20 protein-coding genes are annotated in these 26,419 nt (G+C 71.5%); all 20 read right to left on the bottom strand.

All coding sequences use genetic code 11. From position 1 onward, the window contains the following. Positions 1-5: 5 nt before the first annotated feature. The 20 genes from rfbC to ACIHFE_RS27500 all read right to left on the bottom strand — a co-directional run bounded on the left by rfbC (position 6) and on the right by ACIHFE_RS27500 (position 26,170). Complete coding sequence (gene rfbC / locus ACIHFE_RS27595; protein WP_400110697.1) at positions 6-557, bottom strand: dTDP-4-dehydrorhamnose 3,5-epimerase; 552 nt, start codon at positions 555-557, stop codon at positions 6-8. After that, the gene (locus ACIHFE_RS27590; RefSeq protein WP_400110695.1) at positions 554-1,774 is read right to left on the bottom strand and encodes a polysaccharide pyruvyl transferase family protein; all 1,221 of its coding nucleotides are present in this window, start codon (positions 1,772-1,774) and stop codon (positions 554-556) included. Before ACIHFE_RS27590 ends, rfbC begins: the two co-directional genes overlap by 4 nt. Beyond that, positions 1,771-2,718: a glycosyltransferase family 2 protein gene (locus tag ACIHFE_RS27585; RefSeq protein WP_400110694.1), complete on the bottom strand. Its 948-nt coding sequence runs from the start codon at positions 2,716-2,718 to the stop codon at positions 1,771-1,773. The genes ACIHFE_RS27590 and ACIHFE_RS27585 overlap by 4 nt, the downstream gene beginning before the upstream one ends. Then, positions 2,715-4,016, bottom strand: coding sequence for a hypothetical protein (locus tag ACIHFE_RS27580; protein ID WP_400110692.1), 1,302 nt, complete (start codon positions 4,014-4,016; stop codon positions 2,715-2,717). Before ACIHFE_RS27580 ends, ACIHFE_RS27585 begins: the two co-directional genes overlap by 4 nt. Continuing rightward, a complete protein-coding gene (locus tag ACIHFE_RS27575; protein WP_400110690.1) occupies positions 4,013-5,296 on the bottom strand; it encodes a DUF4910 domain-containing protein in 1,284 nt (427 codons plus the stop codon). The genes ACIHFE_RS27580 and ACIHFE_RS27575 overlap by 4 nt, the downstream gene beginning before the upstream one ends. Next, complete coding sequence (locus tag ACIHFE_RS27570; RefSeq protein ID WP_400110689.1) at positions 5,284-6,309, bottom strand: NAD-dependent epimerase/dehydratase family protein; 1,026 nt, start codon at positions 6,307-6,309, stop codon at positions 5,284-5,286. Before ACIHFE_RS27570 ends, ACIHFE_RS27575 begins: the two co-directional genes overlap by 13 nt. Before the next feature lie 3 nt (positions 6,310-6,312). Then, positions 6,313-6,960 carry a PIG-L deacetylase family protein gene (locus tag ACIHFE_RS27565; protein WP_400110687.1) on the bottom strand — a complete coding sequence of 216 codons (648 nt, stop codon included), beginning with the start codon at positions 6,958-6,960 and terminating at the stop codon, positions 6,313-6,315. Next, a complete protein-coding gene (locus ACIHFE_RS27560; RefSeq protein WP_400110685.1) occupies positions 6,957-7,751 on the bottom strand; it encodes a glucose-1-phosphate cytidylyltransferase in 795 nt (264 codons plus the stop codon). Before ACIHFE_RS27560 ends, ACIHFE_RS27565 begins: the two co-directional genes overlap by 4 nt. Next, positions 7,748-8,983 carry a class I SAM-dependent methyltransferase gene (locus ACIHFE_RS27555; RefSeq protein WP_400110683.1) on the bottom strand — a complete coding sequence of 412 codons (1,236 nt, stop codon included), beginning with the start codon at positions 8,981-8,983 and terminating at the stop codon, positions 7,748-7,750. The genes ACIHFE_RS27560 and ACIHFE_RS27555 overlap by 4 nt, the downstream gene beginning before the upstream one ends. Beyond that, positions 8,980-10,221: a glycosyltransferase gene (locus tag ACIHFE_RS27550; RefSeq protein WP_400110681.1), complete on the bottom strand. Its 1,242-nt coding sequence runs from the start codon at positions 10,219-10,221 to the stop codon at positions 8,980-8,982. Before ACIHFE_RS27550 ends, ACIHFE_RS27555 begins: the two co-directional genes overlap by 4 nt. Positions 10,222-10,229: 8 nt before the next feature. Then, the gene (locus ACIHFE_RS27545) at positions 10,230-11,495 is read right to left on the bottom strand and encodes an O-antigen ligase domain-containing protein (protein WP_400110679.1); all 1,266 of its coding nucleotides are present in this window, start codon (positions 11,493-11,495) and stop codon (positions 10,230-10,232) included. A 1-nt stretch (position 11,496) separates the two neighbouring features. Next, positions 11,497-13,026, bottom strand: a complete 1,530-nt coding sequence (locus ACIHFE_RS27540; protein WP_400110677.1) for a right-handed parallel beta-helix repeat-containing protein — start codon at positions 13,024-13,026, stop codon at positions 11,497-11,499. A 9-nt stretch (positions 13,027-13,035) separates the two neighbouring features. Then, complete coding sequence (locus ACIHFE_RS27535) at positions 13,036-15,012, bottom strand: alginate lyase family protein (RefSeq protein ID WP_400110676.1); 1,977 nt, start codon at positions 15,010-15,012, stop codon at positions 13,036-13,038. Next, positions 15,009-17,195, bottom strand: a complete 2,187-nt coding sequence (locus ACIHFE_RS27530; RefSeq protein WP_400110674.1) for a bi-domain-containing oxidoreductase — start codon at positions 17,193-17,195, stop codon at positions 15,009-15,011. Before ACIHFE_RS27530 ends, ACIHFE_RS27535 begins: the two co-directional genes overlap by 4 nt. A gap of 17 nt (positions 17,196-17,212) precedes the next feature. Further along, a complete protein-coding gene (asnB, locus tag ACIHFE_RS27525) occupies positions 17,213-19,150 on the bottom strand; it encodes an asparagine synthase (glutamine-hydrolyzing) (protein ID WP_400110672.1) in 1,938 nt (645 codons plus the stop codon). A gap of 3 nt (positions 19,151-19,153) precedes the next feature. After that, positions 19,154-20,683, bottom strand: coding sequence for a Wzz/FepE/Etk N-terminal domain-containing protein (locus tag ACIHFE_RS27520; protein WP_400110670.1), 1,530 nt, complete (start codon positions 20,681-20,683; stop codon positions 19,154-19,156). After that, on the bottom strand, positions 20,680-22,041 hold the full coding sequence (locus ACIHFE_RS27515; protein ID WP_400110669.1) for a Wzz/FepE/Etk N-terminal domain-containing protein: 1,362 nt from the start codon (positions 22,039-22,041) through the stop codon (positions 20,680-20,682). The genes ACIHFE_RS27520 and ACIHFE_RS27515 overlap by 4 nt, the downstream gene beginning before the upstream one ends. After that, positions 22,038-23,303 (bottom strand): glycosyltransferase family 4 protein, encoded by a 1,266-nt coding sequence (locus ACIHFE_RS27510; protein ID WP_400110667.1) that lies wholly within the window; start codon positions 23,301-23,303, stop codon positions 22,038-22,040. The genes ACIHFE_RS27515 and ACIHFE_RS27510 overlap by 4 nt, the downstream gene beginning before the upstream one ends. Then, the gene (locus ACIHFE_RS27505) at positions 23,293-24,609 is read right to left on the bottom strand and encodes a nucleotide sugar dehydrogenase (protein ID WP_400110665.1); all 1,317 of its coding nucleotides are present in this window, start codon (positions 24,607-24,609) and stop codon (positions 23,293-23,295) included. Before ACIHFE_RS27505 ends, ACIHFE_RS27510 begins: the two co-directional genes overlap by 11 nt. 82 nt (positions 24,610-24,691) lie before the next feature. Beyond that, positions 24,692-26,170 (bottom strand): sugar transferase, encoded by a 1,479-nt coding sequence (locus ACIHFE_RS27500; RefSeq protein ID WP_400110663.1) that lies wholly within the window; start codon positions 26,168-26,170, stop codon positions 24,692-24,694. Between the last annotated feature and the right edge of the window lie 249 nt (positions 26,171-26,419).

The following is a 26,419-nucleotide window of genomic DNA, read 5'->3' as shown; positions in this document are numbered from 1 at the left end:
CGACCTCAACTCTCCATATATGGAAGGACCTTGGCGAGGCTCGGCGCCTCGCGGTCCCGCTGGGACATCGATGTGACCGGGAGCGGCCATGGAATGGCGAGCTCCGGGTCGTCGAAGGCGATCGTCACATCCTCGGCCGGATCGTGCGGGCGGTCGATCCGGTACGAGGTGTCGGCGGTTTCGGTCAGGGCCTGGAAGCCATGCGCGCACCCCGCCGGGATGTACAGGGTCAGCTGTGTCTCGCCGGACAGCTCGAAGAAGGCCCGGTTGCGGTAGGTCGGAGAGTCCGTCCGCAGATCCACGACAACGTCGAAGATCCTCCCGTAGGAGCACCGCACCAGTTTGGCCTCGCCGGCGCCGGAGCGCAGATGCAGGCCGCGCAGCACGCCCCGGGCCGAGCGGGACAGGCTGTCCTGGATGAAGGTGTCCGGGTCGAGGCCCACCGAGCGGATCACATCGGCGTCGAAGGTGCGGCAGAAGAAGCCGCGTTCGTCGGCGTAGGGCGTCGGCTCGAAGAGGTATGCGCCGTCGATCTCCGGGACTTCGGTCGCCTTCATCGAGCCTCCTGCCCATGGTGGGCGTGGTCGGTTGTCGGAAACAGGGCCATGGTCAAGGCGGTGAACTGGTGCTCCAGTTGCCGGGTGGCGGTGAGGTTCCGCTCGGTGAGGGTCTGTCGCAGCTTCGCCGATCGCTGTTCCAGCGAGCGGAACTGCTCCAGCAGCCGGTCGGCGTCGACCTCGCGGGCGGGGTGGCAGTACGCGCCCAGCCCCATCCGGGCCATGAGCGCGTCGCTCTTCGCCGCATAGCTGAGGGCGAGCGTCGGCGTGCCGGCCTTCAGCGCGCAGACCAGGTTGTGGTAGCGGGTCGCCACCACGGTGCCGGCGGCCGCCATCTCCTTCATCAGGTCGGCCAGCGAGGCCGCCTCGGCGGCGGTGACCAGCGGTGAGTCCACCGCGTCGAGGATCGCGGCGACCACCGGCGCATCGCATGCGTCGCCGGTGACCAGCCGGACCGGCCTGCCGTCCTCGACCAGCGCGCGGACGAGGCGAGTTGTCCCGTCGAGGTAGCGCCGGTGGATCTCCTCGGCCCGGGCGCGGTCGTCGTTGCCACCGTGGAAGTCCATGACGCCGACACAGACCGGGTCCGGCGAGTCCGAGTGCGGGCTCGCCGGCGGCGTCGGCAGGGCGAAGGCGAGATCCGGGTAGACCTTGTCGCGCGCGGTGTCCACGCCCATCTCCCGCATCGCGTCACGGGATGGGGCGTCCCGGAACGACCGGTACGCGGCCAGCCGCGCCGACCAGCGCACCAGGGCCCGGGTCGGCCGGTCGCCGATCGGGGCGGCGCCGACGCCGACCAGCGCGACCCGGGTGCCGAACAGCCGGCCGGTCGCGCAGAGCAGGAACAGCGCATAGGGAAAGCCCCATGGCCGCAGCGGCAGCGTGGCCTCCAGGACGCCCATCCCCGGCACGATCACCACATCGTGCCGGCGCACCCAGGCCGCGGTGCGGACGGCGTCGACGAGTTTGCCCAGGCCCTTGGCGGCGATCGCGCCCGCATGTGACGCGGTCCGGTACTCCCCGCGGTACCAGTGCAGCCGCGTCGCGGGGATCCGGTACCGGGCCGTGACGGCCTCAGGTCCGCCGCACAGCGCGTCCACGACCGCCTCCGGGTGCTCGGCGCGGAGGTAGTCGAGCACCGCCTCGAGGGACCCGTCGTTGCCGAGGTTGCCGGAGCCGAGCAGGCCGAACACCCCCACATGTGTCGCGGTCTTCATGCCCTCCGCCCCTCACGGCCCGCGACGAGGGCGTCGACGGAGACGGTGAGCCGGCCCGGGTCGACGGGGGCGCGGTCCTCCACCCGCTCGCCGGCGCCCGGCCGGGCGCGGCTGGCCATCCAGGCGGCCAGGTGCCGGAAGCACGCGCGCCGGTCGGCCGGGGACAACGGCGCCCGCCGGATCGCCGCGACAAAGCCCCAGACATACTCGGCGAGCAGCCGGGGCGTCGGGTGCAGCGGGCCTGCCCGGCGCGGGTCCAGGTTGACGCACCGGGAGCGCTTGGAAGGGTTCGCCCGCTCGGCGCGGGTGGGGTGGTCGCGGCGGAAGTACAGCAGCTCCGGCACCTGGTGGAAGGGCCCGTGCAGGACGATCTCGGCGACGAAGGTGCGGTCCGCGTGGTGGTAGCTGTTGTGCGGCCTCACCCGGCGCAGCATGTCGGCCCGCATCACCCCGTAGAAGTCGTCGCCACCGGGCTCGAACAGGAAACTGCGGAAGCGCTCCGGTGCGAGCGGCGAGTCGGTGGCGAGCCCGTACTCGTAGGGGACCTTCAGCCGGCCGTCGCCGTCGATGACCGCCTGGCCGCAGTGCGCGAGGATCACCTCCGGCCGCTCGTCCAGCGCCTCCACACAGCGCCGCAGCAGGTCCCGGGCGTACAGGTCGTCGTGCGAGGCCCACTTGAACAGCTCGCCACGGCACTGGGTGAACACATAGTTGTGGTTCGGCGCGGCGCCGATGTTCCGGGACAGCCGGAGGTACCGGATGCGCGGGTCCCGCGCGGCGTACTCGCGGCAGATGTCCTGCGTTCCGTCGGTCGAGGCGTTGTCGGAGATGACCAGCTCGAACTCCTGGTAGGTCTGGCCGAGCAGGGCGTCGAGCGCCTCGGCGAGGTACTCCTCGCCGTTGTAGACGGGCAGGCCGATGCTCAGCCGGGGGTGGGCGGTCATGACGTCCTCACTTCGGGGATGGGGTTCCGGTGGCGCTCGCGCAGGGCGGACCGCAGCTGCAGCCACCACACGGCCGAGCCGCAGACGGTCGCGGTGGCGACGCCCCAGGCCGAGCCGGCCGTGCCGGCCACGGCGGCCCCGCCGAGCCCGCCGCCGACATAGCAGGTGGAGGCGAACAGCTGGCTGCGCAGGCTGCGCCGGGCCGCGCCGAGCGCGCGCAGCCCGGCCGCCGCGCCGGTGCCCAGGCCGGCGCCCGTGACGGAGAACGTGACCGGCACGATGAGCTGCGAGGCGGAGTGCCAGACGCTGCCGAGGACCAGCTCGCCGAGCCGGTCCGGCACCAGCAGCAGAGCCCCGCCCCAGAGCAGCGCGGCAACGGCCTGCCCGCCGCCCAGCAGGAGGCAGAACCTGCCCAGTTGATGCGGGGCCCGCCGCAGCACCCGGGCCGCCTCCGGGACGGTGACCAGCGACAGCCCCATCAGCAGGGCGAGGAAGGGGCCGAGCAGCAGTTCGGCGCCGCGCACCGCGCCCACCGCGCTGACCCCGACGATCACGCCGAGCCCATACGCCCGCAGCTGGCTCGCGCCGCTGAGGCTGACGTTCTCGACCAGGTACCGGTACCCGAGGTCGCGCTGCTCGCGCAGCCACCCGCGCGCTCCGCTCATCCGGGGCCGGATGCCGGACTGGAAGCAGCCGTGCCCCGCGGCCACCGCGCCGGACACGCCCCAGGCCAGTACGAAAGCGGCCACGCTGCCCACCTGGGCCGCCGCCACCAGGGCCGGAACGAGCGCGACGCCCCACACCAGGTCATTGACGAACGCCTTCCGCCCGGTGCCGGCGGCGAAGAAGGCGAACCGCCAGGCGTCCTGCAGCAGCAGCCCCGGCAGCACCACGCCGAGGACGGCGAACGCGGGCCCCACGCTGCCGCCCAGGGCAAGGCCGGCCAGCAGACATGCCGCGCCGATGGTGGCACCGACGCCGAGCGCAGTACCCGAGGACCGGGCCGCCGCCGAGCGCCAGGAGGCGTCCGGCACGCCGCTGAAGCGCACCACGAGCGGGTCGGTGGCCAGCCCGCGGGAGACATTGAGCACCACGCCGTAGGTCACCCAGGCCAGGCTGAACGCGCCGAACGCGGCCGGCCCGAGCGAGCGTGCCACATAGATCCCCACCGCGAAGTTGCTCATGCTGGAGGCCGCCTGGTCGGCCAGTCCCCAGGACAGCCGGCCGACCATGGCCCGCTTGCCGGTCGGCCGGGCGTGTCCGGCCCGGGTCTCCCTCCTGGTGGTCATCGGTGTCATGCCTTGATCAGTCCGGCGCCGTGCAGGGCGTCGGCCGCGGCGGCGACGGTGTCGAACGGCAGCCCGGACCGCTCGGCGACATCCAGCAGACTGTGCTCGCCGTCGGAGAGGCTGAGCACCCAGAGCATGGCCATCTCGGCCTGCTTGGCGTCACTGCGGCCACCGAGCGAGTCGTACAGCCCGCGCCGGCCCAACTGCGGCTCGCCATAGGGGCTGAGGTTGGTGTACCGCCGGTTGCGGTCCAGCACGGCGAAGGCCTCGCGGCAGACGGCGAGCGTGTCCGCCATCGCCTCCGGGGAGACAAAGGCCGGGTTGTCCGCCGAGGTGTGGTACTCGGGATAGCCGGCGTACGGGGTCCGGCTGAGCGAGCCCACGCCGAGATCGAACCCGGGCGAGCAGAACTGCCGCTCGTCATAGCCGTAAGGAGTGAACTCGGCGATGTGATGCGGGCGTTCGGAGGCGTGCAGCACATGCCGCAGCACCCGGTCGATCTCCGCGTCGCCGCGCCTGCTCTGCTTGTAAGTCAGCCGGCCCGGGTCGCCGGCGCAGGCCAGCACGAGGCCGTGCTTGACCCGGTCGATCCGCTCCGCGTTGCGGGCCAGCCAGGTGATCGCCCCGATGGTGCCGGGCGCGAAGATGAACCGGTAGGTGTACCAGGGCGTCCGCTGCGCCAACTCCCGCGCCAGGAATGTCGCCACCACGATGCCGGCCAGGTTGTCGTTGGCCAGCGCGGGGTGGCAGACATGGCAGGAGACGATCACCTCGTCGGCGACCTGCCCGGGGACGAGGTGCTCGGCGTAGGTGAGGTGGCCATCCGCGAGGGTGGAGTCGATGCGCACCTCGTACTCGCCGTCCGGCAGCGCGTCCAGGGTCTCCTGCGCCAGGCAGAACCCCCATTCCGGCTGGTAGTAACTGGTGCGGTACGGCACCCAGTTCGGGTGGTCCGGGAGCGTGTGCAGATGGGCGCGCAGCTCGGCCAGCGGCATGGTCGCCGACACCGGCACGCTGTAGCCCAGTACATGCAGACTGGACGCGGCGAAGTCGACGACCCGGTTGCCCGCGGTGTCGGCGATATACGCGTCCCGGATGTTCCACTCCTGGGGCACCGTCCAGTCGAGCACCTGGGTCCCGGTCGGCACCTCATGCACCCGCAGCGGGATGTACTCGTCGACGATCTCCAGGGTGGCGCGCACACCGTCGCCGGTGATGCTCCGGCACAGCGGGTACAGCCGCTCCACCAGGGCATGCATCTCTTCGCCGACCGCGGTCACCGGCGCCACCGCAGGGTGTCGTCGACGGTGCCGGCCTCGGATGCCGCGCGCAGTACGGCGAGGCGGGTGAAGCGTCGCTCGAAGTCCTCCCGGGTCAGCCCGAACTTCCGGTAGGCGTCGGCGAGTTCAAGCGCGCCCTGCTGTACCGTCCACTCGCAGTCGAAGCCGGGTATCGCGGCACGGAACCGGGAGAAGTCCACCCGGTACGAGCGGGGATCGGCACCGGTCTCCCCGGTGATCACCACCTTCGCGCCGGAGACCGCCTCGGCGACCTGCTCGGCGATCTCGGCGACCGTGACGTTGTTGACCTCGCTGCCGATGTTGAACGCCCGGTCGTGCACCGCTTCCCGGGGCGCGGTCAGCGCGGCCGCGAAGGCCCGTGCGATGTCGGCGGCGTGCACCAGCGGACGCCAGGGAGTGCCGTCGGAGAGCACCAGCACCTCGCCGGACAGCAGCGCGTGGCCCACCAGATTGTTGAGCACGATGTCGGCGCGCAGCCGGGGCGAGTAGCCGAAGGCGGTGGCGTTGCGCATAAACACCGGGCTGAAGTCGCCGTCGGACAGCGCGTGGAGGTCGTCCTCCACCCGTACCTTGGACTCCGCGTACGGCGTCACCGGGCGCAGCGGGGCGTCCTCGGCCACCAGGTCGTCGCCGCCGGCGGCGCCGTAGACCGAGCAGGTCGACGCGTACAGGAAGCGCCGTACTCCGGCGTCGCGGGCCAGTTGGGCCAGCCGCACGGACGCGTGGTGGTTGATGTCGTAGGTGAGCTCCGGCGCCAGCGATCCCAGCGGGTCGTTGGACAGCGCGGCCAGGTGGATCACGGCGTCCGCCCCGGCCATGTGTTGGGCCGTGATGTCGCGCAGATCCACCCGGTGTCCGGACGGGTCCGCGGGCGTCGGGCCCAGCAGGCAGTCGGCGAACAGGCCGGCGTCGAGACCGACGACCTCATGCCCGGCGGCCGTGAGCACCGGGGCCATCACGGTGCCCAGGTAGCCCTGGTGTCCGGTCAGTAGCACGCGCAAGGTTCATTCCCCCAGACTGAGAGTGAGTTTGGTGACGGCGAAGGCCTCGGCGTAGCGCGCCTGGCATTCGATGCCGCGGATCCGCGCCAGCCCGAGGAAGGCCTCGCGGTCGTACCAGGGCCGGTGCCGCTGCGAGGGGTAGTGCTCCTGCAACAGCCGCACCTTCTGTTCGGCGATCTCGGGCGACAGCGGCTGGTAGGCCACCGGACGGCCGAGATCGCCGTCCCACTTGACGATCTCGTAGCCGAGTACCAGGTGGTCGCGGAACGCGGTGGGTATCAGCCGCGCCAGGCCGCGGTGGTCCTGGTGCGCGTCTTCGGTGCGCGGGGCCAGCACCAGATCCGGCTCGGTCCCCGCACGCAGCTCCTCGACCGCGCCCTTGGCCTCTTCCCAGTGCGCGGGCAGCCGGCCGTCCGGCAACTTGAGTACGGTCAGGCGCAGTTCGGCGCCCGGGCAGAAGGCGGTGAGGGCGGCCTGCTCCTCCTGCTCCCGCCCGCTGCCGCCGCCGGAGAGCACCAGCGCGTCGACGCGGATGCCCGGCCGCGCGAGGCACAAGGTCAGCAGCGTGCCGCCGGCGCCGATGGCGATGTCGTCGCAGTGCGCGCCCACCGCGACGATCCGGTCCAGGCGTCCGGCCCCGAGCCGGATCATGCCCGCGCTCCGGCGCTGTCCCGTTCCCACACGGCCCATGGGCGGTCGCCCCGGGCGTAGGCGGCGTCGAGCGCGGCCCGCTCCTTCACGGTGTCGGTCGGCTTCCAGAAGCCACGGTGCCGGTGCGCCACCAGCCGGCCGCGCTTGGCCAGTTGGGCGCATCCGTCGGCGACCAGGTCCCCGTTCTCCGGGATATGGTCGAAGACCTCCTGGCGGAGCACAAAGTAGCCGCCGTTCTCCCACAGCGGCAGTTCGCTCACCGCGGTGATGCCCCCCACCAGACCGTCATCGCCCAGGTCCACACAGTGGAACGAGGACTGCGGCGGCACCACCATCATCGACGCACCGGCGTCGCGCCGGGCGAACCGGTCGATCATCTCCGGCAGCGGGGCGTCGGTGAGCACATCGGCGTAGTTGGCCAGGAACATCTCGTCGCCGTCCAGATGATGCCGCACCCGGCGCAGCCGCTCCCCGATCGGTGACTCGATGCCGGTCTGCGCAAAGGTGATCGTCCAGGAGGCGATATCGGTGGACAGCAGCTCGGTCCGCCCGTTGCGCAGCACAAAGTCGTTGGAGGTCGTCTCCTCGTAGTTGAGGAAGAAGTTCTTGATGTGGTGAGCCCCGTATCCAAGGCACAGGATGAACTCCGTGTGCCCGAAGTAGGCGTAGTAGCGCATCACATGCCAGATCAGCGGCCGCGGGCCGACCATCGCCATCGGTTTGGGCATGTCGTCGGAGGCTCCGTTGCGCATACGCAGCCCATAACCGCCGCAGAACAGAACGACCTTCATCGCTTGACCTCGACAATGCTCAGTTCCGGGATGGGAAAGACCAGCCGGCCGCCCCAGGCGTGCACAAAGGACAACTGCTCGACCAGCTCGGCCCGGAGGTTCCAGGGGAGGACGAGGATGTAGTCCGGTCGGTCGGCGGCTATCCGCTCGGGCGGCAGGATCGGGATGCGGGTGCCCGGGGTGAACCTGCCGTGTTTGTAGGGGTTGCGGTCGACCGTGTACGGCAGCAGATCGGGCCGGATGCCGCAGTGGTTGAGCAGGGTGTTGCCCTTGCCCGGGGCGCCATAGCCGACCACCGTCTCGCCGCGCTCGGCCGCCTCGACAAGGAATCGCAGGAGGTCCCGGCGGACCTTGGCCACCCGGGCGGAGAACTCGGTGTACCCGGACAGCTCCTGCAGCCCGGCGGCCTTCTCCCGGTCCAGCACATATGACACCTGCCGGGCCGGCTCGCCGGCCACCTCGGCCGGACGGGCCCACAGCCGGATGGAGCCGCCGTGGGTGGGCAGCAACTCGACGTCCACCAGGGCGAGTCCGCCACTTGCCAGCGCCCGGGCCGCGGACGCGACCGTGTAGTACTGGAAGTGCTCGTGGTAGATGGTGTCGTACTGGTTCTCCTCGATCAGGGTCAGCAGGTGCTGCACCTCGATGGAGACCCAGCCGTCGTCGGCGACCAGGGCACGCAGTCCCCGGGTGAACCCGACCACATCGGGGATGTGCGCATACACATTGTTGGCCACGACCAGGTCCGCCGGGCCGTGTTCGGCGCGGACGGCCGAGCCGGTGGCCGGGGACAGGAACTCCGTGAGCGTGGGCACACCCGCGTCCCGCGCGGCGGCACCGACGTTCACCGACGGCTCGATGCCCAGGCAGCGGATCCCGCGGTCCACCACATGCTTCAGCAAGTACCCGTCATTGCTGGCGACTTCGACCACAAAGGCGTCGGGGCCAAGACCCACCCGCTGTACGGCGTCGGAGACAAAGGTGCGCGCGTGCTCCACCCAGGAGGTCGAGTAGGAGGAGAAGTACGCGTACTGCGTGAACGTTTCCTCCGGGGTGATCAGCGGAGGGATCTGCGCGAGCCAGCAGTCGGTGCAGACCCGCAGGTGCAGCGGGTACGCCGGTTCCGGCCGGTCCAGTTGGTCCGCGGCGAGAAAGCTCTCACACGGCGGGGTCGCCCCGAGGTCGACCACGCTCGCCATCGCTTCCGAGCCGCAGAGTCTGCATGCTGTCATCTGCTGTTCCTGTCCCCCCTGCTCGCGAGGGTGTCCCCGCCGCGAGCCAGTGCCGACCGCCCCGCGATCGCGGTGCGGTACTCCTTCACCAGGCGCTCCAGCCCGACGGCCGGGCTGAAGGCCTGTTCGTAACGGTGCCGGGCCGCCTGGCCCATCTCCCGGCCGGCGGCCGGCTCGGTGGTGATCCGGCGCAGGCAGGAGGCGAGCGAGGCGGGCTCGCCCGGCCGGTGCAGCAGTCCCGTCACCCCGTCCTCGACGAGTTCGGTGAAGGCGCCGTGATCGGCGGCGACGGCCGGGACCCCGGCCGCCATCGCCTCCACGACCACCAGGCCGAACGCCTCCAGCCAGGTTGAGGGGGCCACCACGGCGACCGCTTGCGCGATGGCCCGGCGGCACCGGTCCTGGTCGTACAGGCCGACGTAGCGCACATCGTCCCGGCCCGCCGCCCAGGCGGTCACCTTGCGCTCCAGCGGCCCCGCGCCGGCGATCACCAGCGGCACGCCTACACCGCCGCTCGCGGCGATCTCGTCCCACGCGGCCATGAGCAGCCGCACGCCCTTGGCCTCCGCGAGCCGGCCGAGATAGAGCAGATGCTCGCCGGGGCCCGCTCGGCGGACTCCCGGTTCGGGCACGAAGTTGTGCTTCACCGCCAGCCGTTCGGCCGGCATACCGGCTCGCACCAGGACATCGCGCTGCGCCGCGGAGATGCAGAAGAACCGCTCCACGCCGGACCACCACCGCCGCCGGTTGACCGACAGACTGACCGCGAGCGGCACCGTCGCCAGCCGGGAGTTCCGGTAGCAGCCGTGCCGGACGGCGGGCAGCGGCGCCGCCCCGACACACTCGGTGCACGGCCGGCCGTCCCGCTGCAGCGTGCCGGGCGGGCAGACCTGGGTGTAGTTGTGCAGCGTGGCCACGGCGGGCACGCCGGCGTCGGCACAGGCGGCCAGCACCGCGGGCGACAGAAGCGGAAAGACATTGTGGATATGCACCACATCCGGCCGCTCGGTCCGGAGCCGGGCGGCGAGCTCCGCGCGGACCGCCGGGTTCCATGGCACCAGCAGGGGCACCGCGGCCTTGCCCGGCAGGGACCGGGCGGCGATGTCGTCGCTGCGCCGCTCGAACACCTCGACCCGGTGGCCGGCCGCGCGCAGCAGCTCCACCTCCTGGTCGACGACCTTGTTCTCCCCGCTCGGCTGTGCCGAGGAGTAGCGGTTGTGCACCACGAGAACGTGCATGGTTGAGGTCACCTCCGGTCCTTGGCCCAGCGCGGGAGTTGTCGTCCAGGGACTGCGGGCGTCGGCAGGGGCGCGGCCTCGGCGGGTGCCGCCAACAGCGAGGCGGCCACGGCCAGATGCAGCAGATACGGCGAGGCATCGCCCAGCCCTGCCTCGGTGTAGGACGCGATCGCGCAGTAGCTGATCAGGAAGATCGCGCAGGCCCTCGACAGCGACGGCGGCCGCAGCAACGCGATCCCGCCCAGCACGATGATGATCGCCGCCACCAGGCCGACGCCGGTCAGACCCTGCTCGTTGTAGACGGCCAGCCAGCTGTTGTCGATCGGCAGCCCGCCGAAGGACTTGTCGCCCAGGCCCACGCCGAACAGCTGCTCCGTGGTCGTCCGGGGCGCTGCCAGCAGGGCGTCCCAGACCTTGGCCCGGCCGGTGAGGTTGCTGAAGTTCTCCTGGCTCTGGCCGCGCAGGAACCAGGCCTGCAGCACAGAGCTGAGCCCCACCGCGGCCACCACGGCGCACAGCACCGCCCAGGTGAAGAACCGGCGGGCCGCGGCGCTGGCCAGGAGGAGCGAGCCGATCGCCAGCGCCAGCCCGATGAACAGGCCGAGCGTGGCCGTCCGGGTATGGGTCAGCGCCAGCAGGATGAGTGATGGCACGATGACCATCGCGGCACTGGCCCGGTCGGTCCGCCGGCCCAGTACCAGCAGCACGGTAAGCCCGATGATCACCGCCGCGTACTGGCCGATCTGCGGCGGTGTGAGGGGCCATAACGCGCCGACCAGCCGCCCGCCGTAGAGCCCGGGCATGGCCGCGCCCGGCGAGATGAGCAGGCCGGCGGCCACCGCCCCGAGCACCGCGAAGTACATCCGGATGTGGTGCCGGACAAACGTCAGGCCGCCGTCCCACCAGCGGCTGAGCAGCCATAGCGTGCCGGTGAAGAGAGCCAGCCGGGCGCACCGGAACAGCGCGCCGAACCCGGACTCCAGATGCGCACTGGAGATCACGCTTGGCACCAGCAGCAGGGTGAGCAGGAACAGGAAGGCGCCGGCCTGGATGCGCAGCCGGAGATTGAGTGCCAGCGCCAGCGCGAACGCGGCGACCAGCGCGCCCATGGTGACCAGCTGGATGAGGGAGCGGGGCAGCGGAATGATGGTCTTCGCCCCGGCGGAGCCCAGGGTGTTGAGGATCAGCGACCCCCAGACCATGCCGACGGTCCTCGGCGTGCCCGCTGTGTCCGGGCCGCCCGGCAGCCCCTCGCGCGTCAGGTCCCCGCTCATCTCAGTCACCGTCCCGTGCGGCGAAGGTGCTGCCCGCGTCCTGCTGGTACGGCGCGCCCTGCCACTGCCCGGAGTCGAGGACCCGGCTCGGGTCATGGGCGACGAATTTCCAAGGTCCGAGGTAGACGTTGTCGTGCCAGCGGTTGTCCTGCTTGAGGGTGATCGCCTCGGCCACCCGCTCGCCCTGGTACGGCGACCAGTCCGGATAGGTGCCGTAGTTGGCCAGTACCGCCATGCGGTCGCACTTCACCGTGCACTTGACGACGGACATGTCCAGCACAAAGCGGTTGTGGTGGATGTCCACCCGCTGGGTCTTCCACCGGCAGTCGGTGTAGAGCGGTGCGGTGGCGATCGTCGGCCGTGCGCAGCGGCCGGAGTGCCGCACCAGCAAGGTGCAGTCACCGGAGGAGGTGTTGGCCGGGCTGTTGCAGAACCGGTCGGCGTTTTCCCACAGGGTGATGCCGGACCAGTTGTTCTCCAGCACATTCCGGTAGATCTCGATCTTGTCCGTGCGGGCCTGGATCCGTGGTTCACCACCGGACTCGGACAAGTAGACGGTCGCGAACGGGAAGTTGTCGCCGCGGTCGGCGTATCTGCGGCCCTCGACCCAGTTGTTCCGCCGGATCGTGTTGTTCCGGATGACCGCGTTATAGCTGGTCTCATAGATCAGCGCGGCACCGTCGTTGGCCTCCAGCACATTGTCCTCGATGCGGAAGTCATTGTTGTTGGTGTCCGCCCACAACCCGGTTCCACGGTTGTCGTGCACCCAATTGCCGCGTACATCGGCGCCGTTGACGGCCCAGAACTTGACGCCGCCGGTGCAGCCGCAGCCCGACTGCCGCCGCTCCCAGTCGTCGGTGTTGTTGGCCGCGATCTCATTGCCCTGGACCACCAGGCCGCTGATGGGGGCACCGCCCTTGTACGCGTTCATTCCGTACTGGCCGTTGGCGCGCAGGCAGCTGGCGCGGACCCGCTGACGGGCACCGGCCATCAGCCCGGCGCCGGAGTTGTTCTGGACCGTGGTGTGCTCGATCACCCACCCGTCGGCAGAGTCATGGTTGACCACGCCCTCGTTCTGCGGGGCGACGAAACCCTGCACGGTCAGATAGCGGATGGCGACATTGCGGGCGGCGCCGGCGAACGCGTACTGGTTGGTCTTCCGGCCGTCGAGCACCGCGCCCGGCGCGCCCAGGTAGCTGTCCCCTTCCTTGGGGACGACCTGGGCGTAGCGGTCCGGCTCCAGCCGGTGGGTGCCCGGCCCAAGCCAGAACGTGGTGTTCGGGGGGCTGCTCCTGGTCTTCGCGGCCAGGTCGCCGACCACCCCGGGGTCGACCGTCACCGCGCCCGCCGGCGCCTTCGCCGGCCCGGCCGCGGGCTTGGCGCACACCCGGGCCACGGGCCGGGCCGCGGAGGTGGATGGCTGGGCGGTCGGCTCCGCCGGGGCGCCCGAGGTGCTCGCACAGCCGGTCGCCAGCAGGGCCAGCGCCAGCGGTGCCGCCGGCAACGCCCAGTTCCGCCACTTGATCCCCACACGTCCTCCCTAGCCGCGGAACCCGAGCACGGTGGTGAACCCCGCCGCGCCGTCGGCGAAGCCGGTGCCGACCAGCGTGGTGGCGGGTTCCTTGCGTCCGAAGCCGGCGGAGTACCAGCCCAGCGGCGGACCGGTCTCGCCGCGATGCGCCCGCCAGCACAGCTGCCCGGGCAGGTCGAGCACCGCGGAGCGGTCCTCGCCGTCCCGGGTCCAGGTGAGCACCGCCCGGTTCCCCACCAGGTCCGCGGCGATCGCCGGGCCGAGGTGGAACGCCAGGCGCACGGCCCGCCGCGGGCCGCGCACCTCGTCGACCACCCGCAACTCCCGCCTGGCGGCGTCCAGTTCCACCCGGCGGCGGTGCACGGAGGGCTGGTAACCGTTGTGCTCGGCACACCAGCGGGCCACTCTCTCGCCGGAGGTGTCCACGGCCAGGACGCGGCTGTGGGCATGCCGGGTCCACAGGAACGGGCCGCCGGAGACGGACTGGTCACCGTCGTCCAGCCCCAGGGTGTTGTGGCCGAGGGTCGACCGGAAGTACTGCCGCCACTCGGGCTGCCCGTGGTAGCAGAACGTCCCCGGGTCGGCGAGCACATCGACCCCGTCGTGCCGGACCTCCACGGACAGCGCGTCCGCGTGGGCATGCGCGGCGATGGACAGGAAGCCATGCGGCCCGGCGTCGCAGCGGCACCAGATCTCCGCCATCTCCGCCGGACCGCGCAGGATGGTCATGCCCGCGTCGGCGAAGTGGGCCGGCCGGCTTGCCGGGCGGGTCACGGCCGGTGCGGATCCGTTTTTCGGGTACGGCCGGATGAGCGCGGTCAGCAGCGGGGTGCGCACATCGGTGCCGGTCACGGCCGGCCACCAGGCGAGCCGGCCGAACACGGCCTCCCCGGTGGCCAGCAGCGAGGCCCAGCGGTCGGTGCCCGCGCCGTCCACGACCAGACCGTGGCCGTCGTCCGCGTCCCCCTGGCGCGGCGGCCGCAGTCGGCCGTCCACGATGGCCGCGAGCGCGTCGGTCATCCGCAGCAGCACCAGCCGGACGGTCGCGGGGACCGGCACGCCGGCGGCATCCGCCTCGGCCACCGCGGCCAGACCGAGCTCCAGCACCAGTCCGTGGTACTCGGTGGCCAGCTCGCGGTTGAGGCCGGAGGGGAAGGTGTTGCCGCGCAGATGCCGCTCCAGCGACCGCAGCGCGTCGGCTCGCCAACGCGCCGAGGAGGGGAACCACCCGAACGCGCAGGCCGCCGCCAACTGCCCGGCGGCCTCGGCGATGACGTGGTTGTTCGCCGAAGATCCCCGGCTGGGGAAGGCGGCCAGCCAGCGCTGGTGGTGCCAGATCTGGTTCCGCGCCGCCGGGTTGTCCTCGAACAGCCCGGCCGCGCCCGGCCAGCCGTCGAGCAGCCGGCGGATCCACACCCAGGACAGCAGCCGGATGCCCAGCTCGATGCCGCTGATCCAGTGCACCCCGCGCAGCGGCGGGTTGACCGCCCACCAGGACCGCAGGTGCCCGGCCACTCGCTCGGCGTACCGCTCGTCCCCGGTGAGCGCGTAGGCGGCGGCGAGCACGGTGAGGTACTGATGCCGGGACAGCTCCCAGATCTGCTTGATGTCCCCGACCGCGTCCTCGTTCCGGTACGGCACATCGAAGGCATGGCCCCAGGGAGCCCGGCGCCCCGTCTTCGGGTCGTACCACCAGTCCGGGTCGGCCAGGTCGTCGCGGTCCACCCCGAAGTACGTGGCGTGCCCGTCCAACAGCCGGTCCGCCTCCGCGACAAGACGTTTCGCGGCATCCGGTGGCACCGCGGCGATCGCCCCGGCGGGCAGTACCGCGGTGAACCGGGCGCCGGTCACGCCAGGGCAGTCCGGCGGCGCCGACCGCCACCGCCGCCTGCGCACCACGTCGCCCACCCGGCCGGCGGCCTCCCGTGGTCCCATCCGGGACAGCCGCCGCAGGTACCAGCCGGGACTTCCCGAGCTCACCGTCATCGCGCTCTCGCCAGGGTCACCGGAGCGCCGCCGGTCAGGCCGGTCCGCACGGCGAGGGTGGCCGCCGTGGTGGCGGCCAGCGACTCCAGTGGCACCGGCATCGGCCCGCCGGTCCGTACGGCCTTGATGAACGCGGCCAGTTCGGCGTTCTGGCCCTTGTCCCGGGCCTGGGGCAGCCGTGAACTGACCCACCGCTTACGGCCGGCCGTGCTTTCGAAATACACCGAAGCGCGGACGAAGTCGTCGAGCCGCAGCACCTTGCCGTCCGCGACCAGGTCCAGCGTCTCCTTGGGGAAGCCGGGCGCGCCGGTGGTGACATAGCTGATGGTGGCGGTGGACCCGTCCGGGTAGCGCAGCACAACCTGGAGGTCCTCGTTGCCGGGCGTGGCGGCCGCGTACACCGAGACCGGGTCGGCCGCCAGCAGCCAGCTCACCGTGTCGATGAAGTGGCCGCCCTCGCCGGCGAACCGCGAGCCCTCGGTGCCCTGTTGGAGGTACCAGCTGCCCTGCCCCAGCCGGCCCGCGTTGACCAGATAGCGGACGCTCGCCGGACCGGTCCGGGCGCCGAACCGCTTCCCGGCCTCCCGCAGCAGCGGCGCGAACCGGCGGTTGAAGCCCACCTGCAGCCGGTCGTTGCCGGACTCCTCCACCGTGGCGAGCACGCCGGCCAGCTCGTCCTCGGTGAGGGCCAGCGGCTTCTCCACAAACACCGCCTTGCCGGCCAGCAGTGCCTTCCGGGTCAGTTCGGCGTGCGAGCTGTGCCGGGTGACCACGAACACCGCGTCGATGGACGGGTCGCCGAGCACGGCGTCGAGATCGGTGGTCGCCTTGGCGAAACCGAACTTCCGCTGCGCGTTGGCCCCGGACAACGCCGTGGTGGTGACCACTGCCGCCAACTGGACGCCGTCGCGCTGTGCCAGGTGCGGCAACAGCATCGATGTCGCGTAGTTCCCCGCGCCGACGAATGCCAGCCGCACCGGCCCCTTGACAGCCCGGGCCGGACTCCGCCGTACGTTCACCGTGGGCACCGTGACCGCCGGGGCCTCGGCCTCCGCCTGGTGTCCGGGGTACTGGAACAGCACGGCCACGGCCTTCAGTTCGCCGTCCTTGAGGCGTTGGTAGGTCTCGACGGCGTCATCGAAGTCGGCGATATGGGAGACCAGGGGCTCCACATCGATGCGGCCGCGGGAGAGGAGATCGAGGAAGCACGCCAGGTTGCGGCGCTCGGTCCAGCGCACATAGCCGATCGGGTAGTCCCGCCCCTCCAGCTCGTACTCCGGGTCGTAGCGCCCGGGGCCGTAACTGCGGGAGAACCGGACGTCGAGCTCCTTCTCGTAGTAGGCGTTCCACGGCAGGTCCAGACGGCACTTGCCGATGTCGACGACCCGGCCGCGGTCCCGGCTCAGCCGGGCGGCCAGCTCGACGGGCTGGTTGCTGCCGCCGCCGGCGGCCAGATACACCTGGTCCACGCCATGACCGCCGGTGAGCTCGGCGACGGCGGCTTCCACGGCCGCGGACGCGGGATCGCCGCAGGCCGCGGCGCCCAGGCGCTCGGCGAGCTCGCAGCGCACCGGGTCGGGGTCGACCCCGATGACACGGACCCCCGAGGCGGCCAGCAGCTGCACCACCAGCTGCCCGATCAGCCCGAGGCCGATGACCAGTGCCACGTCGCCGAGTTGTGACTCGCCGCGGCGGACGCCCTGTAACGCGATGGACCCGACGGTGCCAAAGGCCGCGTGCCGCGGCGCGAGGCCGTCCGGCACCGGGGTGTAGAGGTTCCTGGGCACCCAGTTCAGCTCGGCGTGCAACGCGTGCTCATTGCCGGCACAGGCCACGAGGTCGCCGACCTTCACATCGTCGATCCCGGCGCCGACCTGCTCGACCACCCCGCACAGCGAATAGCCCAGCGGCGTATAGGAGTCCAGCTTGCCCATCACCTTGCGGTAGGTGGCGGGCACCCCGTTGGTGGCCACGCTCTGCATGACCTTGGCCACCTGGTCCGGACGGGAGCGGGCCTTGCCCAGCATCGACATGCCGGCCTCGGACACCTTCATGAGCTCGGTCCCGGTGGATATCAGCGAGTAGGCGCTGCGGACCAGCACCCCGCCCGGCTTGCACCCCGGCACCGGCACCTCGAGCACCGCCAGCTCGCCGCTCTTGTAGTTCTGCACAACCTGTTTCACCCAAGCTCCTCTTGTTTCTACGCCGTCAAACCGGTCCGGCCCTGGCCGGAGCCAGAGGTCGCACCGCGGTACCAGTACTCGAGGGTCAGCACATGCCATAGATGTTTGGAGAAGTCCCGCTGCCCGGCGGCGTCCTCGGCGACCAGCCGCGCCAGCGCTTCGCGGCGCAGGAACCCGGAACGGACCAGCACACCGTCGTGCACCACCTCGCGCACCAGCGGTGCCAGATCCCGGCTCATCCAGGCGCGCAGCGGGGCGCTGAACAGGCCCTTGGGCCGGTAGACGATCTCCCGGGGCAGGACCGAGGTGGCCGCCTCCTTGAGGACGGCCTTGCCCTGCCGTCCGACGATCTTGCGAGCGCCGGGCACGGCGAACGCCGCCTTGACCACCTCGACGTCCACATACGGCACCCGCACCTCGGTCGACGCGGCCATGCTCGACCGGTCCGTATAGGCGAGATTCAGACCCGGCAGGAACATCCGGGCGTCGCCCAGACACATGCGGTTGACGAAGTCGTCGAGGCCGTTGTCCTGGTAGATGTCCGCATGCTCGGTCAGCACGTCCTTGACCGTCCCGGCCAGGTCCGGATGGATCAGGGCGAGCAGCTCGTCCTGGTCGTACATGGTGTAGCTGCGCCGGAACGCGGTCTCCTCCGGCAGCTCGGCGAAGGAGAGGAACCGCTTGGCGAAGCGCACCGACCGGTACCCCCGGCGGGAGGTGGCGACCGGCAGCCGGTCCACGGCCGCGGACAGACCGCGCCGCAGGGGGCGCGGGATGCGCTGATAGCGCAGCGCCAGCAGATTGGCCAGATGCTTGCGGTAACCGGCGAACAGTTCGTCGGCACCCATCCCCGAGAGCAGCACCTTGACCCCGGCCTCCCGGGCGGCCGAGCAGATCAGGAAGGTGTTGATCGCGGCGGGGTCGCCGATCGGCTCGTCCAGGTGGTAGGTCATCCGCGGCAGCAGGTCGAGCACATTCGGGGCGATCTCGATCTCATGCAGGTCGACGCCGAACCGCGCGGCCACCCGCCGGGCATGGCGCAGATCGTCCGGCATCGCCTCGAACCTGGCGTCCTCGGCGCGGAATCCAATGGTGTAGGCGGAGATCCCGGGCTGGTGGCGGGCCGCCAGCGCGGTCAGATAGCTGGAGTCCAGCCCGCCGGAGAGGAAGGTCGCCACGGGTACGTCGGAGAGCAGGTGCCGCCGGGTCGACTCCGCCACGATGGCGGCCACATCCGGCTGCTCGCCGCCCCGCGCCCGCTCCCGGGCCTCGGCGGCGACGTCCTTCAGGTTCCAGAACCGGCCGCGCTCCACCCGGCCGTCGGGCCGGCACCGCAGCCAGCTTCCCGGCGGCAGCTTCTCCGCCTCGCGGAACGCACAGCGCGAGTCCGGCACCCAGTAGTACAGCAGCGAGGCCACCAGCGCCGCATGGTCCACCTCCAGCGATCCGCCGGTCACGGCGGCGAGCGCCTTGAGCTCGGAGGCGAACACCAGGCCCGCACCGCGCCGGAGCAGGAACAGCGGCTTGATGCCCATCTGATCGCGGGCGAGCACCAGTTCACCGGTTCGCTCGTCGAAGACCGCGAACGCGAACATGCCGCGCAGCCGGGGCAGGCAGTCGGTGCCCCAGCGCCGCCAGGCCTCCAGCAGCACCTCGGTGTCGGAGGTGCCGCGGAAGCGCACCCCGGCGGCCGCCAGCTCGGCACGCAGTTCGGGCGCGTTGTAGAGCTCGCCGTTGTACGTCAGGGCGAGGCCGCCCGAGACCATGGGCTGGGCGCCGGTCCCGGACAGGTCGATGATGGCCAGCCGGCGGTGCCCGAGCTGCACCTCGCCGTCACCGGCGGGGTGGCTGTAGCGGCCCGTCCCGTCCGGACCGCGGTGGGCGAGGATCTCGGTGAGCCGGTCGGTCACGGCCTTCCCGCCCGGCCATCGGTAAGTACCTGCGATGCCACACATGTTCTACCGCGCCTCCTGGTCGCTGTCCGGAACCCGTGCGGCCGGCCGCGGCGGCCGCTCCGGCCGCGGCCTGACCGTCCCGTTCTGCAGTGCCGGCCGCTCATAACGGCCGCGCAGCGCGGTGCGCGGCCCGTCCCACAGCGTGCCGTCGGTCCGGTCACGCGGATCGGGGTCGACCAGCACCACACCGATCACCGGAACGCACTGATCCGCGAGCTGCCGCGCCACGGTGTGCAGCCAGGCGGCGCTGCCGTGCCCGGCACGCACCACCAGCACGGTCTGGCCGCCGAGGTACCGCAGGTCGGTCCACGCCGTGCCGGGCGCGACCGAGCCGACGCCGAGCCGGCGCGCCTGATGCGGCACATCCGTGGCGGGCTCGCCGCTGACCACGGTCAAGTCACCGGGTTTCGGGTGGCTGTTGGTGAGCTCAGGGCCGGGCAGGCCATCGATGATGACCACCGGCCCCTCCGCCGCCAGTGCCCTGGCGACGTCCAGGGCGAGCGCGCTCGCGCTGCGCGCACAGCCCAGTTCCAGCAGCGACACCGGTTCCGTGGAGCCGCGCACGGTGCGGGCCAGGATCGCGGTGAGCCGTTCGCGTGCCGCCCGGGTCCGCCGGCGCTGCCACCGCCCGGCCGGCCCGCGGGGCACGCTGCGCAGCTCCGCGATGACCGAGGCGCCCAGGTTCGCCGCGATCTCCCGGCGCAGCACGGGGCGGTCCGCCACCACCGTGCCCACCGCGGCCACCGCGAGCCCGAGGACCAGTCCGAGGACGAGCCCGATCGCGGCGTTGGTGAGCGCGGCCTTGGGCAGGGAGTGCCGCACCGCGCGCGGGGCGTCCACGATCTGTGTGCCGGCGATGAGCTTGGGCGTGCCGGTGCGTGCCTCCGCGGCGCGCTGGTCGAAATCGGTGATCCGCGAGTTGAGTTCGGCCCGGCGGGCGAAGAGCGACTCAATGCTCGCCGACGCTTTGGGGTCGTTCCCCGGCGACCGGTCCCCGATCGCCTTGTTGACCTGGGTGAGCTCGTCCCGCATGCGGTCACGCTGGTCGAGCAGGGCCTTGGCCTCGGCCGTCGCGGCCTCCCGCATCCGTCGCAGATGGTCCGCGACAAACGCGTCGGCCAGCGCCTTGGCCCGGGCCACCGCCTGTGCGTCGCTGTCACCTGTCACATCGATCTGCAGCAGGTTGTTGGTCAGGCCGGTACCCCGGTAGGTCCCCATGAAGTCCTCCGGTTTTTCCGGTGACTTGAGGGACCTCAGGGCCTCGCCGGCGATCCGGGTGGTCCGCAGCAGCTCGACATCGGTGCGGATCAGCGTGCCGGTGTCGTTCGGCTGGTCCGCCTGATGCGCGACCAGCACCTTGGTCACCGCGGTCGGCGGTGGCGGCAGCAGGACCGCCAGCACCGCGCCGACCAGCAGCCCCAGCAGTGCCATGGAGCACCAGAGCCGGCGGCGCCTGCGCACCGCCACCACCAGTGCCTGCAGGTCCAGCAGCGGAGCGGCGGCCGACGACTCCGAAGTCCTGCTCGTCGTCACACAGAACCTCCGCTCGCGTGGCCGCGAACCGCGAGCGCCGGAGTGGCGCCAGCCGGCGGACGGTCGGCGGACGGCGTCGGACGGGCCCGGACCGTGCCGGCGACGACGATGCCGACGACCTCATGCCCGCCGTCCGCACATGCCTCCGCGATGCCGGCGAGTTGCTCCGCGGTCCAGCTGCCCGCGCTGACCACAACCAGGGCTCCGGATTCGGTGTCGTGGTCCGGCACCATCGGCCGGGGCACCGAAACCGCCACCATGCGTGGCATCAGGTCGCTCCCGGCCTCGGCGGCGAGCTGTTCGGCGGCCCGGCGGGCGATCTCGTCGCCGTCCGGTACCACAACCAACAGCCGTCGGGGGGCCGGAAGTTGCTCCCGGAGGCGAGCGCACACCCGCCGGTAGCGGATCCGCCGGCCGGCCTCGTCGCCGGACCTCTGCGGGGCCGGTATGTCCCACCGGATGTCGACGCCCAGCAGCCGGCGGATCCAGGCCCGCGCGCCATGGCCCGGTGGCCGGTACACGGACCGTTCACCGGGTACGTCGACGGTGCCCAGCAGCGCCGAGCCCAGCGCCGCCGCGATCTCCGGTTCGGTGCGCAGCCGGCGATTGACCCGTGCGGCGGCGAGATGGCCGATGACCGCCAGCAGGAAGAACAGCAGCGCCCCGGCGACGCTGAGCTGCGTCCTGGTCGGCGGGGCCGCGCCGGTCGGCCGGGCCGCCGGACCCATGACGACCATGCCGGCCTTGTTGGCCCCCGGACCGGCCTGGTCCAGCTTCTTCATGGCCTCCGCCAGCCCGGTGCGCAGCTTCTCGAGCTCGGTACGGACCTGCACGCTCTCCACGGTCCGCCCGGGATCGGCCGCATTGGCCAGGTCGGTGATGCGCTGGTTGGTCTCCGCCACCTTCTGCCGCAGTGCCTCGGGCCCGGTGGTCGGGTCGGGGTCGGCGCCGTCGCCCGCGATCCGCGCGGCGAAGGTGACGAACTGCTGGGCCACCTGGTCGGAGAGCCGCTGTGCGCGCTCCGGGGTGTCGGCAGTACCCAAGATCTTGATGATGTTCCCGTCGGCGGCCTTGGCGCTCACCCGGTCCCGCAGCCGGCCGCCGCCCGCCCAGCCGAGCTTGGCAGCCGCGCGGTCGACCACCGCCGAACTGGTCGCGATCTCCGCCTGGGTCAGCAGCGCCCGCTCCTCCCACTGCCCCGGCAGCAGCACCGACGCCGACGCCGTATAGCGCGGCGGGAACAGCACCGAGGTGCCGTAGCCGACGAGCGCGCCCAGCACGGTGAGGATGGCGAGAAACCGCCAGCGCCGACGGAGCATCCGCCCGATGGTGACCAGGCGTATCGGGTCCTCGCTCAACGGCGCGGCCTCCGCCCCGACCGGACCGGGCCGCCCGCCGACACCGGAGGGTGGTCACGGCAGGCGACGGCATAGGCGGCGAGCAGCGACGCCTGCGAGTTCCGCCAGGAAAGCTGCCCGCTGATCCGCTCCTGGCCCACCCTGCCCATCCGGGCCCGCTGCTCCGGATCGTCCAGCAACAGCGCGATGAGCTTGGCGAATTCGGACTCCTCGTTGGCGGGCGCGTAGACGGCGGCGTCACCGGCAGAGACCCGCGCCTCCCGGAGGTCGAACGAGACGATCGGCCGGCCCATCGCCATGTACTCCAGGACCTTGTTCATGGTCGACACATCGTTGAGCGGATTGCGCGGGTCGGGGGAGAGGCACACATCCGCGGTGGACAGGTAGCGCACCAGATCGGCGTCCGGAATGCGCCCGGTGAACCGCACCTGTTCACCGAGCCCGAGCCGCCGGGACAGCTCCACCATCGCGTCAAAGGCGTCACCGGCGCCGATGAACACCGCATGCCAGTCGGTCCGTCCGAGCTCGTCGCGCAGCTTCGCCAGGGCCCGCAAGGCGTAGTCGACGCCGTCCTGCGGGCCCATGACGCCGAGGTAGCACAGCAGATGAGGCTTGCCGCGCTTCAACTCCGGCTCGGGCGGCACCGGTTGGAACCGGTCGACGGCGGGCGCGCTGCGCACCACAAAGACGTCCGCCGGCCGCTTGCCGCCACGGCGCAGCGCGACGTCCCGGTAGCTCTCATTGGTGGCGAGCACCACGTCCGCGGCCCGGTAGGTCAGCCGTTCCAGGGCGCACACGGCGCGGTAGAGCAGATCCTCGCCGCGGTTGAACCGGGAGAGATACAGCTCGGGCACCAGGTCGTGCTGGTCGAAGACGAACCGCGCGCCGCGCCGCTTCAGCCATAGGGCCGGCAGGAACAGCAGGTCGGGCGGGTTGCAGGCATGGACCACGTCGACCGGGCCGACCTTGCGGGCCAGCCGGGCCGTATGCCACAACGCCGATCCGTACTCCCGCAGATAGCCGGCCGGCCCTCCGGTGGCCGCGCGCAAGGGGTAGCGGTGGATCCGCACCCCGTCGATCTCCGCCTCCGGCTCCGTGTCCCGCTTGCTCCCCCGGGGACAGATGACGTGCACCTTCCAGCCCGCGTCGCGCAGCGTTGTGCACTCCTGCCATACCCGCCGGTCGAACGGCACCGACAGGTTCTCCACCAGGATCAGCGCGCGACGGGCCGGTCCGGTTCTACTGGTCGCATTACCAAGCAAGGCCCAGGTACCCCGGTTCGGCCCGGCGCGCCTCGGCGTCGGGAAGGTGGATGAGGTCGATGAGCACCGGGCCGTCACCATGGGGCAGCGCCGACAGCACGGCCGGATCCCTGGTCCCCACCAGGCACACCTCGGCGTGCTCCAGCACCTCCTCGACGGAGTCCGCGAGCAGCTGCGCAAGGTGCGGCAGCCGGGTCTCGATGTACTCGCGGTTGGCGCCGAGCAGCCGGGAGAGGCTCACATGGGCGTCATAGATCTTCAGGTCGTACCCCTTGCCGAACAGCCGCTCCGCCAGCTCGACAAGCGGGCTTTCGCGGAGGTCGTCGGTGCCGGGTTTGAAGGACAGCCCGAACAATCCCGCGCGGCGCTTGCCGGTGCGCTCGACCAGCTCCACCGCGCGCTGCAGATGCGCGGAGTTGGAGGGCAGCACATGGGCGAGGATGGGCACCGAGACATCGGCCCGCTGCGCCGCGTGGACCAGGCTGCGCAGGTCCTTGGGCAGGCAGGAGCCACCGAAGGCGAAGCCGGGCCGCAGATAGGCGGGGCTGATGTTCAGCTTGCGGTCGGCCAGGAACACATCCATCACCTGGTGCGAGTCCACCCCGAGCGCCTGGCACACCGCGCCCAGCTCATTGGCGAAGCCGATCTTGAGGCCATGGAACGCGTTGTCCGCGTATTTGATCGCCTCGGCCGTCGGGACCGGCACCCGGAACACCTCGCCGGGCAGGCCGTCGTAGAGCGCCAGCACCGCGTCGCCGCTCGCCGGGTCGAGCTCGCCGATGACGGTCTTGGGCGGGTCGAAGAAGTCCCGCACGCTGGTGCCCTCGCGCAGGAACTCCGGGTTGACCGCGACCCCGATGTCCACCCCGGCCGTGCCGCCGACGTACTTCTCCAGAATGGGCACCAGCAGGTTCAGACAGGTGCCCGGGAGCATGGTGCTGCGGAACACCACGGTGTGCCGCCCGCCGCGCTCGGCCAGCGCGGCGCCGATCTCCTCGGTGACCCGCTCCAAGTAGGTGGTGCACAGGCTGCCGTTGGGCTCGGACGGCGTGCCCACGCAGACCAGCGACACCTCGCTGTCCCTGACCGCCTCGCGGACGTCGCCGGTGGCGCGTAACGCTCCGGTCCGTACGACCTCGGCGATGAGCTCGCCGATCCGCTCCTCGACCACCGGGGCCTTGCCGTCATTGACCAGGCCGACCTTCACCTGGTTCACATCCACCCCGATGACCTGGTGCCCCATGCTCGCCAGGCACGCGGCCGACACACAGCCCACATAGCCAAGCCCGAAAACGCTGACTCTCATGACCCGTTCCTCCCCCTGGGCAGGCCCTGGCGGCCCGCGGTCCGCACGCCGGCCGGACGATTGAGCCGCAGCTCCCCGCGCATCAGTAGGCCCCCTGCCCATAGAGCACCGCACGCAGCGTCTTCCACAAGATCACTGTGTCCAGGGCGAGCGACCAGTCCTCCACATACCGCAGGTCCAGCCGGACCGCCTCCTCCCAGGGCAGGTCGCTGCGTCCGCTGATCTGCCACAGGCCGGTGAGCCCGGGCTTGACCAGCAGCCGCCGCCGGATGTCCGGGCCGTACGCGGCGGACTCCTCCGGCAGCGGGGGCCGTGGACCGACGAGCGACATCGATCCGGTGAGCACATTGAAAAGCTGCGGGAGCTCGTCGATCGAGTACCGGCGCAGCACCGCTCCCACCCGGGTGACCCGGGGATCCCGGCGGAGCTTGAACAGCAGGCCGGCGCCCTCATTGCGGTCGGCCAGCTCGGCACGTGCCCGGTCGGCCCCGGCGACCATGGTGCGGAACTTGAGAATGGTGAACTCGCGGCCGTCCTTGCCGACCCTGCGCTGGCGGTAGAAGGCCCCACCCCGGCTGTCCACCAGCACAAGCAGCCCGACGAGCACCATCAGCGGCGCGAACAGCATCAGCAGCACCGCCGCGCCCAGCCGGTCGACGACCCCTTTGACCACCCGGCGGCCCCCGGTGAAGGCCGGCATGCTGACCCGCAGCAGCGGGATCCCGAGCACCGCGTCGACATGCAGCCGTGGGCCGGCCACCTCCATCAGCACGGGGGCCACGACCATCTCGGCATCGCTGCCCTCGAGGTTCCAGGCCAGCCGCTGCAGCCGGTCCGGTGTCCAGTGCGGGTCCGGGGTGACCGCGACAACACGGTAGCCGTCGCGGCGGACATGGTTGGCGACGTCCGCCAGTGGGCCCACCACCGGCACTCCGTCCAGTTGGTCACCGTCGAGCCCGAGCCCGTCCGTGGTGCACACCGCGTCCACCCGCCAGCCGAGGTGCGGGAACTTGCGGGTCCGGGTGATCAGGTCGCGCAGGGTGTCCGGGCTCCCGGCAGCGAGCACCGGTCGCAGACACCATCCTTCTTTCCGTTGTTTGTGCAGCCAGAGGCGCAGCAGATACCGCGCGGTCATGGTGATGATCGCTATCGCGGGGATCGCGACGAAGATCCAGAGTTTGATGTTGCGCGAGGCGAGAGCGATCCCGCCCAGCGACAATAGGACGGCCGCTGTGAACAGTGAGCGTCCGAGCCGGCGGAATTCCTCGGCCCCTTGGCCGAGTACGGCCGGGGCCCATGCCCGGCTCACCGCAAGCGCTCCCAGTACCAGCAGCTCGGTGCCGAATGCGAGAATTCCCCACTTCTCATGCCAGTTGACCGCGTCCCGGGCCCCGAAGAAGATCCCGATCGCCACCACCACGAAGGCGGTGGTCAGAGTGTCGCTGGTGATCACGGTACGGCGGTACCGCTGTTCCCAGTCGATCGCGGGCTGGCCGATCGCCCCGTTCGCCAAACGTCTTCGTGCCGATGGAAACGAGCTGACTAAACCCCCCTGCCGCACAGGACCCCCCAGGTCAGCAGTGGTGCGACGTGTTCGCCTAACACTGTTCCTCCCCCCGGGAGGCCCCCGCCCCCCGCACTGTTCTCACCCGGGAGGCCCCCGCCTCCCGCGCATGACATCCCGTGCTGTTCCAGTGCTCCTTGAACAACCGCCCTGACGGCAGCGGACTCGCCTGTCCTGCCAGACTCTCGAGGTGCGCGGGAACCCGTCGAAAACCGCGGGTGCTCCCCGCACCCAGGGTCCCCTCCC

The sequence above is a fragment of the Streptomyces sp. NPDC052396 genome, assembly GCF_044593195.1.
GTDB lineage: Bacteria > Actinomycetota > Actinomycetes > Streptomycetales > Streptomycetaceae > Streptomyces.
This window is presented reverse-complemented; position numbering and strand designations above follow the sequence as displayed.

Bases quoted from the DNA above. Each gene is read 5' to 3' on its own strand.
- ACIHFE_RS27550 (WP_400110681.1), bottom strand. From the start codon at position 10,221: ATGCACGTTCTCGTGGTGCACAACCGCTACTCCTCGGCACAGCCGAGC.
- ACIHFE_RS27555 (WP_400110683.1), bottom strand. From the start codon at position 8,983: ATGACAGCATGCAGACTCTGCGGCTCGGAAGCGATGGCGAGCGTGGTC.
- ACIHFE_RS27505 (WP_400110665.1), bottom strand. From the start codon at position 24,609: ATGAGAGTCAGCGTTTTCGGGCTTGGCTATGTGGGCTGTGTGTCGGCC.
- ACIHFE_RS27580 (WP_400110692.1), bottom strand. From the start codon at position 4,016: ATGACACCGATGACCACCAGGAGGGAGACCCGGGCCGGACACGCCCGG.
- rfbC (WP_400110697.1), bottom strand. From the start codon at position 557: ATGAAGGCGACCGAAGTCCCGGAGATCGACGGCGCATACCTCTTCGAG.
- asnB (WP_400110672.1), bottom strand. From the start codon at position 19,150: ATGTGTGGCATCGCAGGTACTTACCGATGGCCGGGCGGGAAGGCCGTG.
- ACIHFE_RS27535 (WP_400110676.1), bottom strand. From the start codon at position 15,012: ATGACGGTGAGCTCGGGAAGTCCCGGCTGGTACCTGCGGCGGCTGTCC.
- ACIHFE_RS27565 (WP_400110687.1), bottom strand. From the start codon at position 6,960: ATGATCCGGCTCGGGGCCGGACGCCTGGACCGGATCGTCGCGGTGGGC.
- ACIHFE_RS27585 (WP_400110694.1), bottom strand. From the start codon at position 2,718: ATGACCGCCCACCCCCGGCTGAGCATCGGCCTGCCCGTCTACAACGGC.
- ACIHFE_RS27545 (WP_400110679.1), bottom strand. From the start codon at position 11,495: ATGAGCGGGGACCTGACGCGCGAGGGGCTGCCGGGCGGCCCGGACACA.
- ACIHFE_RS27590 (WP_400110695.1), bottom strand. From the start codon at position 1,774: ATGAAGACCGCGACACATGTGGGGGTGTTCGGCCTGCTCGGCTCCGGC.
- ACIHFE_RS27560 (WP_400110685.1), bottom strand. From the start codon at position 7,751: ATGAAGGTCGTTCTGTTCTGCGGCGGTTATGGGCTGCGTATGCGCAAC.